Consider the following 17,472-nt stretch of genomic DNA (forward strand, 5'->3'; position numbering starts at 1 on the left):
ATCAGTGGCACACTTTGAACCGAAATGGGTGGCACATAATGGAGCGATTTATCCAGTACAGATTTAAAGATAAAACAAAATCATACAAAACAAGGAAATATCAACTAAAAAAGAATCATTTTTATTTTTTAAAAGTATTTTAGAAACTTAATAAAGAATACTGCTCATTTAACTATTTTCATACTTATGAAACGCTTCCTATAATGACAAAATTGTATTCTGCATATTATCTGATTGTTGCAATTTCCCCCAAATACTTCGGGTGATGAAAGCCAATTTTTAACCTGTGTTTATTGGAATGTTTGGAAGACTTTAATAAATGCCCTACAGGCTGAAGAAAAGTTTAGTGATAATATGATTGTTATCAATGTTGATGGATCTACAGAATCTTATCCGATCAATGATTTAATGCCCTCACAAGAAACATCTGGTGGATTTATCGATATGAATCTTTATAAAGGAATTGTAAGTAATTGGGAAGAAAGACAAACATATTGGGGAACGTCTTATAAACAGAGGGTTACCCCTCTGTTTATCTTAATTGTGCCCAGGAAAAGACTCGAACTTTCACGACCATACGGCCACCAGCCCCTCAAGCTGACGCGTCTACCAATTCCGCCACCTGGGCAAGGGCTAGCAAAATTAACAAAAAAGATACAAATACAAAGCAAAATCAAACATTCATAGAATTTCTAAATAAAATTGATCAGCCTTTGTTTATTGTTCTTTGGAGATGAAATTCATTTTCTATCTTTGCCACATATTATTACAAAACACATGGCAGAAAATAAAAAAGATTACTCCTACTTGGATAAATTGGCAGTTCAACCTGATAAATGGAATGAATTAGACAAAAATGAATTTCAAGTGATGACCTTCAGAACCTGTTTTTTATATGGCGAAAGCCAAAATAAAAAGATGATCCCGGTTCTGTTCCAAATGTACGATCACTTGCAATCTGTTACCAGTAGTGAGCAAAGAGTGAAACTATTAACTGCATTAAGTGCTTCCATTCGAAAAAACAAACCCAAAGCAATCATGGCTTTGTTTCCTTTTATTCAAGTTGAAGAAGAGGGCGATGTAATAAGAACGGCTAGTCAGTTTTTTGTGAACTTATCCGTTTTAAGCAACAAAGAATTCAGTTCAGGAGCCAAAATTTTAATGGAATTGGTAAAAGACGCCCCATTAGATCGCAACTCAGCCTATATACTTCTTGGTCTTCTGGATATCAACAATGATAAAATTGATAAATTAGTTTCTCTGCTAAAATCGATCATTGGAAACGAAGTGAAAAGTATCCTTCATAATAACGGAATCAAACTGTAATACCCCATCCCGTAATAAATGGGGGAAAATAATTACCCCTTATCAAATACAACTATATACATTTTTAAATTTTTTAACATTTAATTTATATCGCGCAAGATATTTTTTTATAGATTTGATCTAATTAAGGATAAATACTGATATTAAATCAATTATTAAACGAACTAAATTCTCGAACCTATGAAGAAAATTGCAAAGATATCCTTCCTGCTCCTTTTTTTTACCATTTTTTACAGTTCCAGTACAATGGCACAAAACAATTTGGAAGATGCCTTACAAAAAGCAAAAACTGAAAACAAAACCATATTCCTTAACTTCTCTGGTTCGGATTGGTGCAGATCCTGTATTCTGTTAAAAAAAACAATTTTAAATACAGATGAATTCAAAAAATTTGCAGAAAAAAATTTAGTCATTCTAGATGTAGACTTCCCTCGATTGAAGAAAAATAAATTATCGAAAGAGCAAACTGCTCTTAATGAATCTTTAGCCGCCAACTACAATTCAAAAGGGCAATTCCCAACCGTCATTCTTATGAATTCGGATGCAAAAGTTATCGGGAAAACCGGATACAAAAAAGTATCGCCAGAAGAATACATTGAACACCTCCAATCTCTTATCGCACAGTAAAGCATGAAACAATTTGGCATCTTACTACTTCTAATGACAGGAGCCTTGCTTTCAGCATCTTCTCAAAATAATAAATCGTATACCGAAGTATTGTTATTGATGGGATCTCGTTTTGAAATGACAGTTGTAACAAGTGATGAAAATCAAGCCAAACTGGCCATAAAAACAGGTATTGATGAAATTAAACGAATTGAGCTCTTAATCTCATCATGGGATACAAATTCACAAACCAGTAAAATCATTGCCAATGCTGGAATTAAACCCGTTGTGGTCGATCAGGAACTTTTCAATTTGATTCGTCGATCGATTAAAATTTCTAATCTTACCCACGGCGCTTTTGATATTAGTTACGCCTCAATGGATAAAATATGGAAATTTGACGGCAGTATGAAAAGCATGCCCGATTCTGTATCCGTTGTGGCTTCAGTCTCAAAAATAAATTACAAAAACATTGTTCTTGATGAAGAAAAACACAGCGTATTTTTAAAAGAGACCGGAATGAAAATAGGCTTTGGTGCCATAGGAAAAGGATATGCTGCAAATAAGGCTCTTGAATTGATGGCGAAAATGAATTTGGACGGAGCACTCGTAAATGCATCAGGAGACTTAATTAGCTGGGGAAAAGACGAAGGTGGTAAAGATTGGAAAATTGGTATCACAAACCCAAAGAACAAAGGCCAAATTTATTCCTGGTTAACAATTGGAGAAACAGCCGTTGTAACATCAGGAAACTATGAAAAGTTTGTTGAATTCAATGGTATAAAATACAGTCATATTATCGATCCGAGAACAGGTTATCCTGTAAAAGGATTAAGCAGCGTAACAGTAATTTGTCCCAATGCAGAACTGGCTGATGCTCTGGCAACCTCTGTTTTTGTTTTAGGAAAAGACAATGGACTTGAATTAATCAACCGTTTAAATGGTATTGAGTGCATTCTAGTTACTGATGATCAAAAACTGATTACTTCAAGCAATTTAAAACTGGAATATCAGAACAATAACAAAAAAAATAATTATCAAATACAAATTGGAGAAACCAATGAAAAACAAAAGGAAAATTAACTTAATCATCATGGGTTTATTTGCGATGATTGCAATGAACAGCTGTGTTTCAGTAGCAGCTTATCAAAAAACCTATTTAAATGATGAAGAAATGGCACTTCAGGCCAAAAAACTTGAAGTTTACGAATCAAACTTCCAGGCTTACCGCGAAGGTGCGGCAGGTGCCAATGGAGGAAAATCAGGAGGAGGATGCGGATGCAACTAAAGACTATTCTATCCCTACTATTGCTATTGTCAGTTACATTTGTAACAAATGCCCAAACAGATAAAAATAGCATCGACGACAAACAAGAAGACAGTCGTAAAAAAATAAAATCATCGGAAGATTATCAAGAGACTGAAGTGGATTTCCTGCTTAACTACTACGAGCAGGACGGCGATCATTCTCCTGTAACTGGTGGACAAGGCACCGAAGAACTAACCAATGTTGCTCCAAGTTTTGTAGTTCACATTCCTGTAGATTCCCTGTCAAGTTTAGGTTTAAATTTTGGCATTGATATCTATTCCTCAGCTTCGACTGACAATATCGATTACCTTCAAACACACCAAACATCTGCTTCGAGCATGGATGCAAGAGCTCATATTAATGCATCTTATTCTCACACTTTAGCTAATTCGGGCAATGCCTACAGCGTTCTAGCCGGATTCTCGCAGGAGTTTGACGTTAGCTCATATCATGCAGGAGGTTCGTACACCATCAATTCTAAAGATCAGAACAGATCTCTTACCATTGATGGATTGTATATGAGCGATAAATGGAAATTACTTTACCCTGTTGAAACAAGAGGGACTTCAAAGGCGAATCTTAAAGATGATGTCCGTAATACTCTTAAATTTGGTTTATCTTACTCTCAGGTTATCAACAAGCGTTCACAGGCCTTATTTTCAATGGAAGTAGTTTCACAAAGCGGACTATTATCAACTCCTTTTCACCGGGTATTTTTTGATGATACTCCCAATTATCCTAATACCCTGGCTGAACTAACTCAATACAGCAATGTTGAGAAATTAGATGATAGCAGAATAAAAATTCCAATCTCGATAAGATGGAACTACTATTTAAGCGATTTTATCCGACTAAAAACCTTCTATCGATACTATTCTGATTCATGGGGAATTTCTGCTCACACAGCAAGCATAGAACTTCCAATGACGGTAAGTCCATCGTTTATTGTTTCGCCGTTTTTTAGGTATCACAATCAAACTGCTGCCGATGATTTCTATAAGTTCGGACAAGCCAGTGCATCAAACACCCCTGAATTTTATACTTCGGATTACGATTTATCGGATTTTAACAGCTATAAAGTTGGTGTTGGCTTTCAATATTCCCCGGTTATGGGAATTTGCAACTTTAAATCTCCTCTACGGAAAAACAAGACAGGTCAATTAAAAAGAATTGGATTACGAACTGCCTACTATGACCGAAGCGATGGTTTAAATGCCTGGTTAGTTAGTTTAGATTTTGGATTCACATTCTAACAACTGATATATTATTAATAGTGAATGGGCTGCTTCTATAGTAGTCCATTTTTTTTGATTCAAAATACCATCCAAATTATAAGGCATAAAAAAACTGTTTCATATTGATGAAACAGTTTTAACTGAGCGAGAAACGAGACTCGAACTCGCGACCCCAACCTTGGCAAGGTTGTGCTCTACCAACTGAGCTATTCTCGCATTTTCCTTTTAACAAAACCCTCATTACTGAACAAAAGGATAAATTTCAATAATCATTGAGCGAGAAACGAGACTCGAACTCGCGACCCCAACCTTGGCAAGGTTGTGCTCTACCAACTGAGCTATTCTCGCATATTAATAAGAACCGTTGTTCCTAACATTAGCGTTGCAAATATAGATATTCCAATGCTTTTGACAAGAGGTTTTCAAAAAAAAATATCAAAAAAAGAATACACACACAGCTAAAAAACTGACTATTTGAGCAAAAGAAAAGAGGAAATCATCAAAAACAATTTCCTCTTTCCAATTCATACGCCACTTTACTGACTATAAATTAACTTTTAAAAACTTATTGAATCGATTATACAAATGCAATCTTGTTTTCCCGCCATATATGCTATGATTCCTGTTGGTATACACCTGCATTTCAAATTGTTTATCTGCCTGCACCAAACGTTCTGTCAACTCATAAGTATTCTGAATATGAACATTATCATCTGCCGTTCCATGGCAAAGCAAGAGCGATCCTTTCAATTTATCAACATGATTAATTGGTGAATTATCATCGTATCCTTTGGCATTTTCCTGAGGAGTCCTCATAAATCTCTCGGTATATACAGAATCGTAATACCTCCAGTTCGTTACCGGCGCAACGGCAATTGCAGCAGCAAATACATCACTTCCCTTCTCTAAACAAAGTGTAGACATAAAGCCACCATAACTCCATCCCCAAATAGCAATTCTATTTTCATCTATAAAACTTTCTTTAGCTAAGCTGCGGGCTGCGGATATCTGATCGTCTGATTCCAATCTTCCCAATTGCATGTAGGTACATTTTCTAAACATTTGTCCTCGGGCACCTGTACCTCTAGGGTCAACACAAACAACAACGTATCCTTCCTGAGCTAAATACTGGTACCAATCAAAACTCCATGAATTAAGAACACTTTGCGAGTTTGGCCCACTGTATTGTGTCATTACTACAGGATATTTTTTTGATGGATCAAAATTAAACGGCTTAATCATCCATGCATTCAGCATCGTCATTCCATCAGCAGCAGGAAACATTGTGAATTCTTTTGGCGAGTACTGATATTCCTTTAATTTCGCGACCAACTCCTCGTTGTTTTCCAATACCCGAATCATTTTACCTTTACTATTAAATAGACTAACAGTATTTGGTTGAGTAATACTTGAAAAATAATTGATATAATATTTAAATCCGTTACTAAATACAGTGTTATTAGTTCCTTTATCAGGAGTAATCATTTTTTTTGCCGTACCATTTAATTTCACTGAATAAACATTTCTATCCATTGGCGATACTTCGGCAGATTGATAGTAGCAAACCTGATTTTTTTCATCAAATCCTAAAAAATCAGTTACATCCCAATCTCCATTTGTGATTTGCTGAACGGATTTACCAGTCGTCATATCATACAAATACAAATGATTGAATCCATCTTTCTCGTCCAAATAAATAAAGTGCTTACCATCATTCAAATAGGTTAAATAATCAAAATTTCCTTCCTCTATGTAATACTTATTCTCTTGCGTATACATTACATTCGAACCTCCGGTTCTTGCATTGGCAAGCAGCAATTCCAATTTATTCTGATTACGATTTAATCTATAAATACTTAGCATTTTAGGATCCTGAGTCCATTTAATGCGGGGAATATACTGATCCTTCTCCTCACCCACATCCATTCTTTTCGTAATTCGGTCTTCAACATTATAAACAAACACCTCAACCGTAGAATTCTTCTCTCCCGCTTTTGGGTATTTATAAGTGTAATTTTCAGGATACAAAGAATTTTTATCTATCTGTGGAAATAATCCTTTGAATTTGTTCATATTGAACATCTTCACATCGCCTTCATTAAATTTCATATAAGCAAGAAACTCACTATCTGGAGACCATTCAAATGCTCTGTTAAATTCAAATTCCTCTTCATAAACCCAATCAGGTGTTCCGTTTTGTATCTTATTCCACTCTCCATCCTTTGTGATTCTAATTTCAGAACCAAACAAAACATTATGAATATACAGATTATTATCACGAACAAAAGCAATCCGATTGCCATTCGGCGAAAAAGTAGCCAAACGTTGCTTTCCGTTTTTCGACAAAGGAAGCAACTCCCTGTTTTTAAAAGAGAACACAAAATAATCAGCAGTAAAAGATCGTCGGTATATTCTCTCCGGATTCGTCATTAGCAGGATACGACTTTCATCAGCACTAAATTCATATTCATTAATGCTTTTAATTTCAGCATCCTTCAATGTATTTAGATTCAACAGAGTATCAACAGCTTTGCCCGTAGCATAACTATATTTTACAATTTTAGTACCACCTTCTTCTAATGTTGTGTAATGAACACCATCGTTCATCGATAGTAACCCTTGAACAGATTTCTGACTAAACGTACCATTAACCATCAAATCCTCCATGTTTATCTTCTGATTTTCAGTCTGTGAAAAAGACAAAAAACCAAAAAACATAAGAATGCAGAAAGTAAATATCTGTCGACTTATCTTCATAATTTTAAATTTTAGTATCAGTTGTTTATTAATCTCTCAAAGATTCCACTTTTTTACAGAAAAGAAAAATTACTACTTGATAAATATTCGTTGCTGCGCATCATTTGTGCAATTTTACCAACTGCCATTCATCCTTATCGGATAAAAACAACGGCTCCACTTCCGACTTAAGAACAAAACCGTAAAAATTTCCAAACATTATTCTTACAACACTCAAATATTGGCAAGCAAATTCAGCTGAAAATTAGGGAGAAAGTTATATCTTTGTGGATTAAATAAAAAAACGAATTTTTAAAATTATATAATGATTAAAATTACATTTCCGGATAATTCTGTAAAAGAGTTTGAAGCAGGGATTTCTGGCCTTGGTATTGCTAGAAGTCTAAGTAACAGTCTGGCCAAAGAAGTTTTATCTATAACTGTAAATGATGAAATTTGGGATATCTCTCGTCCAATAAACGAAGACTCAAACATTAAATTACATACTTGGGATGATGCTGAAGGTAAATATGCATTTTGGCATAGCTCAGCTCACCTTATGGCAGAAGCACTGGAAGCATTATATCCTGGAGTGAAATTTGGTATTGGCCCGGCTATTGAAATGGGCTTTTATTACGATGTTGACCTAGGAAACGAAATGGTTCTTTCCGATAAAGATCTTCCTAAAATTGAACAAAAAATGCTTGAACTTGCTCGAAACAAGAGTGAGTATCAGCGTACAGATGTTACTAAGGAAGAAGCTCTTTCGTTTTTCAAAGAAAAAGATGAAGAATACAAACTGGAATTAATCAATGATCTTGATGACGGTACAATAAGTTTCTATAAACAAGGAAATTTTACTGACTTGTGCAGAGGACCACACTTGCCTAACACCAGCTATATTAAGGCCATCAAATTAAACTCTATCGCCGGAGCTTATTGGAGAGGCGATGAGAAAAGACCACAACTCACTCGTATTTATGGAATTACTTTCCCTAAAAAGAAATTCTTGGATGAGTACGTAGTAATGATGGAAGAAGCTAAAAAACGTGATCACAGGAAACTGGGAAAAGAAATGGAATTATTCACTTTCTCTCAGAATGTTGGTCAGGGAATGCCATTGTGGTTACCTAAAGGAGCTCAGTTAAGAGAAAGTCTAGAAACTTTCTTGAAACGTGTACAGAAAAAATTCGGATACGAGCAGGTTATTACTCCTCATATTGGAAACATCAACTTGTATAAAACTTCAGGTCATTACGAAAAATATGGCGAAGATTCATTTCAGCCAATTAAAACTCCGCAAGAAGGCGAAGAATATTTACTTAAACCAATGAATTGCCCGCATCATTGTGAAATTTACAAATTCAAACCCCGTTCCTACAAAGATCTGCCTGTTAGATATGCTGAATTCGGTACTGTATATCGTTACGAACAAAGTGGAGAACTGCACGGATTAACCCGCGTTAGAAGTTTTACTCAAGATGATGCTCACTTGTTCTGTACACCAGATCAATTAAAAGATGAATTCAAAAAGGTTATTGATATTATTTTCATCATTTTTAAAGCTCTAAACTTTACAGACTATACTGCTCAAGTGTCTTTACGTGACAAAGTAAACCGTGAAAAGTATATTGGCAGTGACGAGAATTGGGATAAAGCAGAACAGGCTATTATCGAAGCTGCTGAAGAAAAAGGCTTAAATACCGTTGTTGAATATGGCGAAGCAGCTTTTTATGGTCCGAAACTCGATTTCATGATTAAAGATGCAATTGGCCGTAAATGGCAGTTGGGAACCATACAAGTTGATTACAACTTACCGGAACGTTTCGAATTAGAATACGTCGGCAGCGATAATCAGAAGCATCGCCCTATCATGATCCACAGAGCACCATTTGGTTCTATGGAACGATTTGTTGCCGTTTTACTGGAACATACTGGTGGCAAATTCCCTTTATGGCTAACACCTGAACAGGTTGTAATTATGCCAATTAGCGAAAAATATAACGATTATGCCCAAAAAGTTTTAAATTCGTTAAATAATTCCGATATTCGCGCCGTATTAGATGATCGCAACGAGAAGATCGGACGAAAAATCCGTGACAGTGAGTTGAAAAAGACCCCATATCTTATAATTGTAGGCGAAAAAGAAGCTACCGAAGGTTCTGTTTCTGTTCGCAGACAAGGAGAAGGTGATTTGGGTTCTCAGAGCATTCAGGAATTTACAGATTTTATAAAGAAAGAAGTAGAAGATCAAATGTCTTCTATTGAAAAATACTAACTTAATTAGGAGGACCTAGACATAGCTGGATTTCACCATAAAAACAACAGGGGGCCAAGAAAACCTCAAGAAGCTCTACACAAAATTAATAAATTAATTAGGGCACGTAGCGTTCGCGTTGTTGGAGAGAACGTAGAACCTGGAGTTTATTCTATTGCTGAAGCATTGAAATTTGCTGAGGAACAGGAATTGGACTTGATTGAAATTTCACCAAATGCCGATCCACCAGTCTGTAAAATTTCTGATTACCAAAAGTATCTTTATCAACAGAAAAAGAAACAAAAGGAATTGAAGGCTAAAGCGGTGAAAGTTGTAGTGAAAGAAATTCGTTTTGGACCAAATACCGACGAACATGATTACAATTTTAAACTAAAGCATGCCGAAAAATTCTTAGCTGAAGGTTCAAAAGTAAAAGCTTATGTTTTCTTTAAAGGTCGATCAATCCTTTTTAAAGACAAAGGTGAGATTCTTTTATTAAAATTTGCTCAGGATCTTGAAGAGCTTGGTAAGGTTGAACAATTGCCAAGGTTAGAAGGAAAACGTATGACCATGTTTTTAACACCAAAGAAAAAGTAAAGTAATTTATATATAATCAATAATTAGTTGTACAATGCCTAAGATGAAAACAAATAGCAGCGCAAAGAAGAGATTTACTTTGACTGCTTCTGGAAAAATCAAAAGAAAGCACGCTTTTAAAAGTCATATTTTGACTAAAAAAAGCACCAAAAGAAAGAGAAATCTTACTTATTTTGGTTCTGTAAATAAAGCAGACCAGAAAAATGTTAAGTTAATGCTTAACATGTTGTAAAAATCAGTATTTGATTTTTAAAGTTTATTAACCGGGTGATTTAGCAAAAAAAGAGTCCTTAAATGGAACGCTAACATTCTAAAAACAGAAACAATGCCTAGATCAGTAAATTCTGTAGCTTCAAGAGCTAGAAGAAAAAAGATTTTAAAAGAAACCAGAGGTAACTTTGGAGCAAGAGCTAACGTTTGGACGGTAGCAAAAAACACATGGGAAAAGGGTATGCAGTATGCATACCGTGATAGAAAAAAGAAGAAATCAAACTTCAGAGCATTGTGGATTCAGCGTATTAATGCTGCTGCCAGACTAGAAGGTTTGTCATATTCACAATTGATTGGTTTGATGCATAAAGCTAACATCGAAATTAACCGTAAGGTTTTAGCTGATTTAGCAATGAATCATCCTGAAGCATTTAAAGCTGTTGTTGGAAAAGCACAAACAGCTAAATAATATTATAAATTATTTACTTTAGAACGGGATTGTTTTGTACAATCCCGTTTTTTTTGTTTATCTCCTAAATCCAAATGCTTAATGGGGTCTTTATACTGATTATCGAAAAAGCATTTTCAAATGGCACATTAATCCACTCTTGGTAGTTTATTATGCCTTGGATTTATTATTTTTGAAATCATTAAACAGGAGTAATACTATTAACCATACAAGCTCCTAAAAAAACCACACATGAGAATAGCACTTATTGGTTACGGAAAAATGGGCAAGGAAATTGAACAAATTACTCTAAACCGAGGCCATCAAATAGGATTAATTATTGATCAGGAAAATCAAGCCGATTTACATGCTGAGAACCTTAAAAATATTGATGTTGCAATTGAATTTACAAATCCTGATTCAGCCTTTGGCAACTATCAAATTTGCTTTGAAGCAAATGTACCCGTTGTGTCAGGCACAACAGGATGGCTTGATAAAATAGATTTAGTTAAGGAAAAATGTCAGTTAGGAAGTGGTTTTTTCTATGCCTCTAATTTTAGTTTAGGAGTAAATCTTTTCTTCGAGCTTAATAAAAAACTAGCCTTATTAATGGCGCCTTTCAGCGAATACAATGCTGATATGGAAGAAATTCATCACATTCACAAATTAGATTCGCCAAGCGGAACGGCAATTACTTTAGCTGAGGGAATTATTGAAAATCATCCAAGAAAAACAAAATGGATTGAAGCCACAAGTATGAAGGAAGACGAACTTAGTATATTTGCTAAACGACATGGTTCCGTTTCTGGCACACACTCCATTACCTGGCACTCAGAAGTCGATGAGATCAGTATTCAACATTTGGCTTATAGTAGAAAAGGCTTTGCTCTTGGCGCCGTGTTAGCCGCAGAATTCATGCCTGAGAAAAAAGGTTTTTTTGGCATGAAAGATCTTTTAAAACTATAGTTCAGCACAACAGCTGGAATAAAAAGAAATTAAGTAATCATTTAAAATAAATTGAATGAGCAGTATACTAAAAAACAAATGGTTTAAATTTTCGATAGCCCTAATCATCTGCCTGTTGATGATTATTTGGATAGGTAATTACTGGCTGATTTTGGGCCTTCCCATCCTTTTTGATGTATATATCAGTAAAAAAGTACATTGGGCTTTCTGGAAAAAAAGAGGTGTAAAGAAACAAAGTGCAACGGTAGAATGGGTTGACGCAATTATTTTTGCAGTTGTTGCAGCAACCATTATCAGAATGTTCTTCATTGAAGCATATACAATTCCTACTTCATCAATGGAGAAATCATTGTTGGTAGGAGATTATCTTTTTGTAAGCAAAGTAGCTTACGGACCGAAAATTCCCAACACGCCATTATCCTTTCCTTTTGCGCATCATACATTGCCATTGACCAAATCAACAAAGTCGTATTTAGAATGGATTCAATGGCCTTACAAACGTCTTGTTGGTATCAATGAAGTGAAAAGAAACGACGTTGTTGTTTTCAACTTTCCTGCCGGTGATACTATTATCGTTGGAAGAGAAAACCCAGACTATTATACAAATTTAAGAGGTTTAGGAGATCAATTTATGTCTGATGACATGAAAAAAGGACGGACTCTTCAGTCAGAGAAAAAATATATTGATATGGCACGAAAGTACCTTGCCCAAAACACAGAAATTGCAACCCGTCCGGTAGACAAACAAGAGAACTACATCAAACGATGTGTTGGAATTCCTGGAGATACTCTATTGTGTATCGACGGGGAATTGCATGTTAATGGTAAACCTCAAGATAAAATTGAGAATATGCAGTACAATTATGTTGTCCGCACAAATGGAACTCCTATCAATCCAAGAAAACTGGAAGAACTAAACATCGCTAAAGCAGATATCGACCACAGAGGATCTGATTATAATCTTCCTCTCTCGCTTAGTAAGGTTGAGGCATTGAAAAAATTGAACAATGTTGTTTCAATTATTAGAAGAAATTCAACTCTAGGTATTTCTGAAGATGTTTTCCCTTTTAGCGACCATTACACATGGAACAGAGACAATTTTGGTCCATTAGTAATTCCTAAAAAAGGACAAACAGTTTCGCTTAACTTAGAGACACTTCCTTTGTATGAAAGGGCAATTAATGCTTATGAAGGCAACGATTTAAAAGTTCAGGATTCTACCATTTATATCAATGGAAAAATTGCAACAGAATTTACTTTTAAAATGGATTACTATTGGATGATGGGTGATAACAGACACATGTCTGCCGATTCAAGATACTGGGGATATGTTCCTGAAGATCATATCGTAGGAAAGGCTTCATTTATATGGCTTTCATTGGATAAAGACAAAACCGCTTTCAGCAAAATAAGATGGGACAGAGTTTTTAAATGGATTCACTAATCCACTTAGACAAAAATTATATGAAAGACACCCATTGCGGTGTCTTTTTCTTTTCCTTATTTTTCTATTTTTGTAGTTTCGTATCAACAGCTTCAGAATAATCTATGAAAAACTCCAAAGCCTTACTGGCAACATCTTTTTTTGCACCCATTCAATATTACTGTAAATTAATTCAATACCCCGAAATTGTAATTGAGCAATGGGAGCATTATTCAAAGCAATCTTACAGAAACCGCTGTAATATCTATGGAGCAAATGGTGTTTTATCTCTATCTGTTCCAGTTGTAAAGGCAACAAATAAAAAAGTACTGACCAAAGATGTTAAAATTTCATATGATACAAACTGGCAAAAATTGCATTGGAAAGGCATTGAGGCTGCCTACAAATCTTCTCCTTTCTACGAGTATTATATTGATGATTTAGAGCGCTTCTTCACTCAGAAATGGGATTATTTACTTGAATACAATAATGAAATTCAGAAAGAAATATTCGGCATTCTGGAGATTGAACCCAATATTCAATTCACTAAGGATTTTATTGGTTTTGGCACATGTGAATATGATGATTTCAGGGAAAAGATACACCCTAAGACTTCAAAATTAGAAACAGACAACACATTTACAGCCAAAAAATACACACAAGTGTTTGGAGATAAATATGGTTTTATTGAGAATCTAAGTATTTTGGATCTAATTTTCAATTTGGGTCCAGACAGTCTAAGCTACCTTGAATCAATCAATTCAAATTTGTAGTTGCTTCAGGATATCTGTCATTATAAGATCGTGATCGAAAGCAAGAGGCGACAATTTTTCAACAGGTTGCCATTTTGCCTGTTTGGCATCATCTTCTCCCCTCACAGCCGGCAATTCATCAGACATCATTGTTCCAATATAAACAATGGATACGGTTCTTCCCCGAGGATCGCGGTCAACAGAACCATATGTTCGAAATTGTTCTAAACCAAAACCAACAAAACCAGTCTCCTCTTTTAGTTCCCGATAGGCTGCCACTTCTATATCTTCATCCATATCAACAAAACCACCAGGGAATGCCCACATATCCTGAAATGGAGGATTGGCTCTTTGAATTAGCAGTACGTAAAGCACATCATTAGATTTGCAAAAAACTGCACAATCTACAGTTAGTGCCGGCCTTGGATATTGGTAAGTATACATAACAGAAGTCTGATGTGAATTGAACCTACTGGTTAATAATTCTTTTAATCACTCTTAATTTATGAGTGTAACGCTTTTTATCGACATTAAATATTCCCTGATGATCTACATTATCAATACGAACATTACCAGAAGCATGTATAATTTTATGCCGATCCCAAATAATACCAACATGAGTAATTTTTCCATCTTCGTTATCAAAAAAAGCCAAATCGCCAGGCAGAGCCTCTTCTACAAAAGTAAGAGAATCTCCAATTAATACTTGCTGACTTGCATCTCTTGGCAAAACAATACCATTTAGCTTGTATACAATTTGGGTTAATCCGGAACAATCAATTCCGTAGGGAGTTCTTCCTCCCCATAAATAGGGAGAATTAAAATATTTTAAAGCACTTTCGATAATGGAATCACGTAAGTGGTCGGCAGAAGAATTTTCAGAAACTTTGCCTTGGTAGAAATAATCCTTATCGGCAATTTTAAATGACTTCTTCTCCAAATCACAAAATGGAAATGAGCTTCCCGGCACGATCAATTTATTGGAGTAATCCTGCTCCTGAAAAACCAAATTAAACGTATCATTTGCTACAACCTGAAGCTCCTTATTTAAAGTTTGAAAAAGTTCTTCATCAATCGCAGTAATCATTTTAGTATCCACCCAACCTTCGTAATTGTCAAATGCCAATCGAATTTTTGACCAGTTTTCATTCTCTTCGAGAATCTCAAAATGCTCCCCAAACAATAATTGAGTTACCATTTCACTTCGTTCAGCCGGTTCTTTTCGGACAGGTATAATACTTAGATCGGAAATTCCGTAATTCATTTATTGTTCTATTTTTAGCATACAAACCAAATATAAAGAATAAAATTATGTTTTTACATTTGCTTTCACAAAAAAAGCCAATAAAATAAGTCATCTAAAAGAAATGACGAATAGTTTTCCAGCACAAAATATTACATTATTTTTATAAACAAAATTTCAATAAAAACCGCACTCACAAATAGTAAACAAAAATGAGTAAATACTTCAGGTGGATTCGACAGAATTTAAATAATATCTACAGGTTTTTGATTACATCAATGACCATTATTCTCATCACTCTTCTGTTTCCCAACATTGGTAACTTCAAATACGAATACCAAAAAGGAAAACCATGGATGCACGAAACTTTAATTGCACCTTTTGATTTTGCTCTTTTAAAAACTGAAAGTGAAATTTCGCAGGAGAAAGACAGCATATTGAACAAATTCTATCCTTTCTTTAAAAAAGATACTGCTGTTGTTACAGAAATAACGAATAAATTCAATTCCGACTTTGATAAGAAATGGAGCCAATTCACAAAGTCGGGTTCTTATAAAAAACTAAATAATTCCAATCAAACTGCAGAAAAAGAGTTCTTACGACTCAAAGAATACCTACTTTTTAATCTCAATAAAATTTACGAATTTGGAATAGCCGATTTACAAAATGAACAAAAGGAATTAGGATATAAACGTCCTAACTTCATTAATAAATCAGTAAATAATCTGAACGAAGTTGTTCCTATTGAAAATATATATACACCCAAAAGTGCATATCAATTTATCTCAAATCAATTAAAAACAGATTTTCCATCTTCCGCTTATCAGAGTTTCATTCAGGATTTAAACATTGATTCTTATCTTCTGCCTAATCTGTTTTACGATGCAACAATGTCTGAACAGGTTAAGTCCAGTATGTTGTCCATGGTATCCATTTCAAAAGGTATTATTGAATCCGGAACCCGGATTGTTCTTGTGGGAGATGTGATAGATGAACACACGTTTCTTGTTTTAGAATCACTAAAAAAGGATTATGAAAATATACTGGGATCGTCGCAGAACCATTATTTAATTGTTATTGGGCAATGCATGCTAATTATTTCATGTATCCTGTTACTGTTTCTTTATCTCCGAAATTTTAGAAAACAGATTTTACATGACAACAAAAAACTACTCTTTATACTGTTATTTGTACTGCTATATGTCGCACTAACAACTCTTGTTCTTAAATTTACTAAAGTTAATATCTACATCATTCCGTTCGCCTTAATAACAATAGTTGTAAGAACGTTGATGGATAGTCGGACTGCTCTCTTTGTTTTTATAATAACAGTTTTACTTACTGGATTTCTTGCCCCAAATGGCTTTGAATTTGTATTTCTTCAACTTTCAGCCGGTATTATGGCAATTTATAGCCTGCCAAGATTAGAGCGTCGTGGACAGCTGGTATTAACAGGAATCATTACCTTCTTAACCTATAGTATTGTCTACTTTGCATTTGCCATAACTCAAGAATCAAATATCGCTGACATTAAATGGATAAACTTCATGTTCTTTGCTATAAATTGCTTAGCAATAACATTTTCCTACTCACTGATATACATTTTCGAAAAACTTTTCGGTTTTCTTTCGGATGTTACACTAATTGAGCTCTCGAATCAAAATCATCCACTCTTACGCCAACTATTACAGCACTCGCCGGGAACCTTTCAGCATTGCCTGCAGGTAGCCAACTTAGCCGAAGCTGCTATCAATAAAATTGGCGGAAATCCTCTACTGGTTCGCACCGGAGCTTTATATCATGATATTGGAAAGATGAAACACCCGGCTTATTTTATTGAAAATCAACTAACCAGCTCAAATCCTCATGATAAATTAGATTTTGATAAGAGTGCTCAGATCATAACTGATCATGTTAAATTTGGAGTTAAAATTGCGAAGAAACACAAGCTTCCACAGCTAATTATAGATTTTATTGAAACTCATCATGGCGCCGGAAGAGTTCAGTATTTCTATACCTCATTTAAAAATAAATATCCTGACAAGGAAATTGATGAAGAAAAATTTACATATCCAGGTCCGGATCCTTTCACCAAAGAAACAGCAGTATTAATGATGGCAGATTCAGTAGAAGCATCATCACGTAGTTTAAAAGAAAAAACGCCGGAGACGATACGTACTCTTATTGATAAAATAATTGACAAGCAAATTGCTGAAAACCGCTTCCAAAATGCGGATATAACTTTTAAAAATATCAATCAGGTCAAAGAAATTTTCACAAATGCTCTTATTAACGTTTATCATGCCCGAATTGAGTATCCAAAGGAGAATGAATAAATATTTTGACCTTGCTTCTCCAATAATT

The 17,472-nt window shown here is 34.9% G+C and carries 16 protein-coding genes and 3 tRNA genes; 13 read left to right on the forward strand and 6 right to left on the reverse strand.

Features of this window, described 5'->3' with window-relative positions; all coding sequences use genetic code 11:
• Window positions 1-544 precede the first annotated feature (544 nt).
• Window positions 545-628, reverse strand: a tRNA-Leu gene (locus QUH73_RS09270).
• Window positions 629-777: 149 nt separating this feature from the next.
• Here QUH73_RS09270 and QUH73_RS09275 point away from each other — a divergent pair.
• From QUH73_RS09275 to QUH73_RS09295, 5 genes are all read left to right on the forward strand, one after another.
• Window positions 778-1,326, forward strand: a complete 549-nt coding sequence (locus QUH73_RS09275) for a hypothetical protein (protein ID WP_289530162.1) — start codon at window positions 778-780, stop codon at window positions 1,324-1,326.
• A gap of 180 nt (window positions 1,327-1,506) precedes the next feature.
• Window positions 1,507-1,953 carry a thioredoxin family protein gene (locus tag QUH73_RS09280; RefSeq protein ID WP_289530163.1) on the forward strand — a complete coding sequence of 149 codons (447 nt, stop codon included), beginning with the start codon at window positions 1,507-1,509 and terminating at the stop codon, window positions 1,951-1,953.
• A gap of 3 nt (window positions 1,954-1,956) precedes the next feature.
• Complete coding sequence (locus QUH73_RS09285; RefSeq protein WP_289530164.1) at window positions 1,957-3,015, forward strand: FAD:protein FMN transferase; 1,059 nt, start codon at window positions 1,957-1,959, stop codon at window positions 3,013-3,015.
• Window positions 2,993-3,220 carry a DUF4266 domain-containing protein gene (locus QUH73_RS09290; protein WP_124991144.1) on the forward strand — a complete coding sequence of 76 codons (228 nt, stop codon included), beginning with the start codon at window positions 2,993-2,995 and terminating at the stop codon, window positions 3,218-3,220. Before QUH73_RS09285 ends, QUH73_RS09290 begins: the two co-directional genes overlap by 23 nt.
• The gene (locus QUH73_RS09295; RefSeq protein WP_289530165.1) at window positions 3,205-4,494 is read left to right on the forward strand and encodes a DUF3570 domain-containing protein; all 1,290 of its coding nucleotides are present in this window, start codon (window positions 3,205-3,207) and stop codon (window positions 4,492-4,494) included. The genes QUH73_RS09290 and QUH73_RS09295 overlap by 16 nt, the downstream gene beginning before the upstream one ends.
• Window positions 4,495-4,619: 125 nt before the next feature.
• Here the strand turns inward: QUH73_RS09295 and QUH73_RS09300 are convergent.
• The 3 genes from QUH73_RS09300 to QUH73_RS09310 form a co-directional block, all read right to left on the reverse strand.
• Window positions 4,620-4,692, reverse strand: a tRNA-Gly gene (locus QUH73_RS09300).
• A gap of 59 nt (window positions 4,693-4,751) precedes the next feature.
• Window positions 4,752-4,824 (reverse strand) — tRNA-Gly (locus QUH73_RS09305).
• Between the two features lie 195 nt (window positions 4,825-5,019).
• Window positions 5,020-7,233 carry a S9 family peptidase gene (locus tag QUH73_RS09310; RefSeq protein WP_289530166.1) on the reverse strand — a complete coding sequence of 738 codons (2,214 nt, stop codon included), beginning with the start codon at window positions 7,231-7,233 and terminating at the stop codon, window positions 5,020-5,022.
• 304 nt (window positions 7,234-7,537) lie between these two features.
• Between QUH73_RS09310 and thrS the strand changes: the two genes are divergently transcribed.
• The 7 genes from thrS (at window position 7,538) to QUH73_RS09345 (ending at window position 13,886) form a co-directional block, all read left to right on the forward strand.
• A complete protein-coding gene (gene thrS / locus QUH73_RS09315; protein ID WP_289530167.1) occupies window positions 7,538-9,490 on the forward strand; it encodes a threonine--tRNA ligase in 1,953 nt (650 codons plus the stop codon).
• Between the two features lie 21 nt (window positions 9,491-9,511).
• A complete protein-coding gene (gene infC, locus QUH73_RS09320; RefSeq protein ID WP_289530292.1) occupies window positions 9,512-10,066 on the forward strand; it encodes a translation initiation factor IF-3 in 555 nt (184 codons plus the stop codon).
• Window positions 10,067-10,109: 43 nt separating this feature from the next.
• A complete protein-coding gene (gene rpmI / locus QUH73_RS09325) occupies window positions 10,110-10,298 on the forward strand; it encodes a 50S ribosomal protein L35 (protein WP_442358280.1) in 189 nt (62 codons plus the stop codon).
• A 93-nt stretch (window positions 10,299-10,391) separates the two neighbouring features.
• Window positions 10,392-10,745 (forward strand): 50S ribosomal protein L20, encoded by a 354-nt coding sequence (gene rplT / locus QUH73_RS09330; RefSeq protein WP_101308885.1) that lies wholly within the window; start codon window positions 10,392-10,394, stop codon window positions 10,743-10,745.
• A gap of 231 nt (window positions 10,746-10,976) precedes the next feature.
• Complete coding sequence (gene dapB / locus QUH73_RS09335; RefSeq protein WP_289530168.1) at window positions 10,977-11,690, forward strand: 4-hydroxy-tetrahydrodipicolinate reductase; 714 nt, start codon at window positions 10,977-10,979, stop codon at window positions 11,688-11,690.
• Window positions 11,691-11,745: 55 nt separating this feature from the next.
• Complete coding sequence (gene lepB, locus QUH73_RS09340; RefSeq protein WP_289530169.1) at window positions 11,746-13,134, forward strand: signal peptidase I; 1,389 nt, start codon at window positions 11,746-11,748, stop codon at window positions 13,132-13,134.
• 104 nt (window positions 13,135-13,238) lie between these two features.
• Window positions 13,239-13,886, forward strand: coding sequence for a WbqC family protein (locus QUH73_RS09345; RefSeq protein WP_289530170.1), 648 nt, complete (start codon window positions 13,239-13,241; stop codon window positions 13,884-13,886).
• On the opposite strand, the gene QUH73_RS09350 is transcribed toward QUH73_RS09345, so the two are convergent.
• Together QUH73_RS09350 and QUH73_RS09355 are read right to left on the reverse strand one after the other, a co-directional pair.
• Window positions 13,875-14,309 (reverse strand): NUDIX hydrolase, encoded by a 435-nt coding sequence (locus tag QUH73_RS09350; RefSeq protein WP_289530171.1) that lies wholly within the window; start codon window positions 14,307-14,309, stop codon window positions 13,875-13,877. The two genes, QUH73_RS09345 and QUH73_RS09350, sit on opposite strands and share 12 nt — an antisense overlap.
• 25 nt (window positions 14,310-14,334) lie before the next feature.
• Complete coding sequence (locus QUH73_RS09355) at window positions 14,335-15,129, reverse strand: C40 family peptidase (protein ID WP_289530172.1); 795 nt, start codon at window positions 15,127-15,129, stop codon at window positions 14,335-14,337.
• Between the two features lie 191 nt (window positions 15,130-15,320).
• Here QUH73_RS09355 and QUH73_RS09360 point away from each other — a divergent pair, with 191 nt between their 5' ends.
• The gene (locus QUH73_RS09360; RefSeq protein WP_289530173.1) at window positions 15,321-17,444 is read left to right on the forward strand and encodes an HD family phosphohydrolase; all 2,124 of its coding nucleotides are present in this window, start codon (window positions 15,321-15,323) and stop codon (window positions 17,442-17,444) included.
• Window positions 17,445-17,472: the final 28 nt, after the last annotated feature.

The organism is Labilibaculum sp. K2S (assembly GCF_030372765.1).
Taxonomy (GTDB): Bacteria; Bacteroidota; Bacteroidia; order Bacteroidales; family Marinifilaceae; genus Labilibaculum.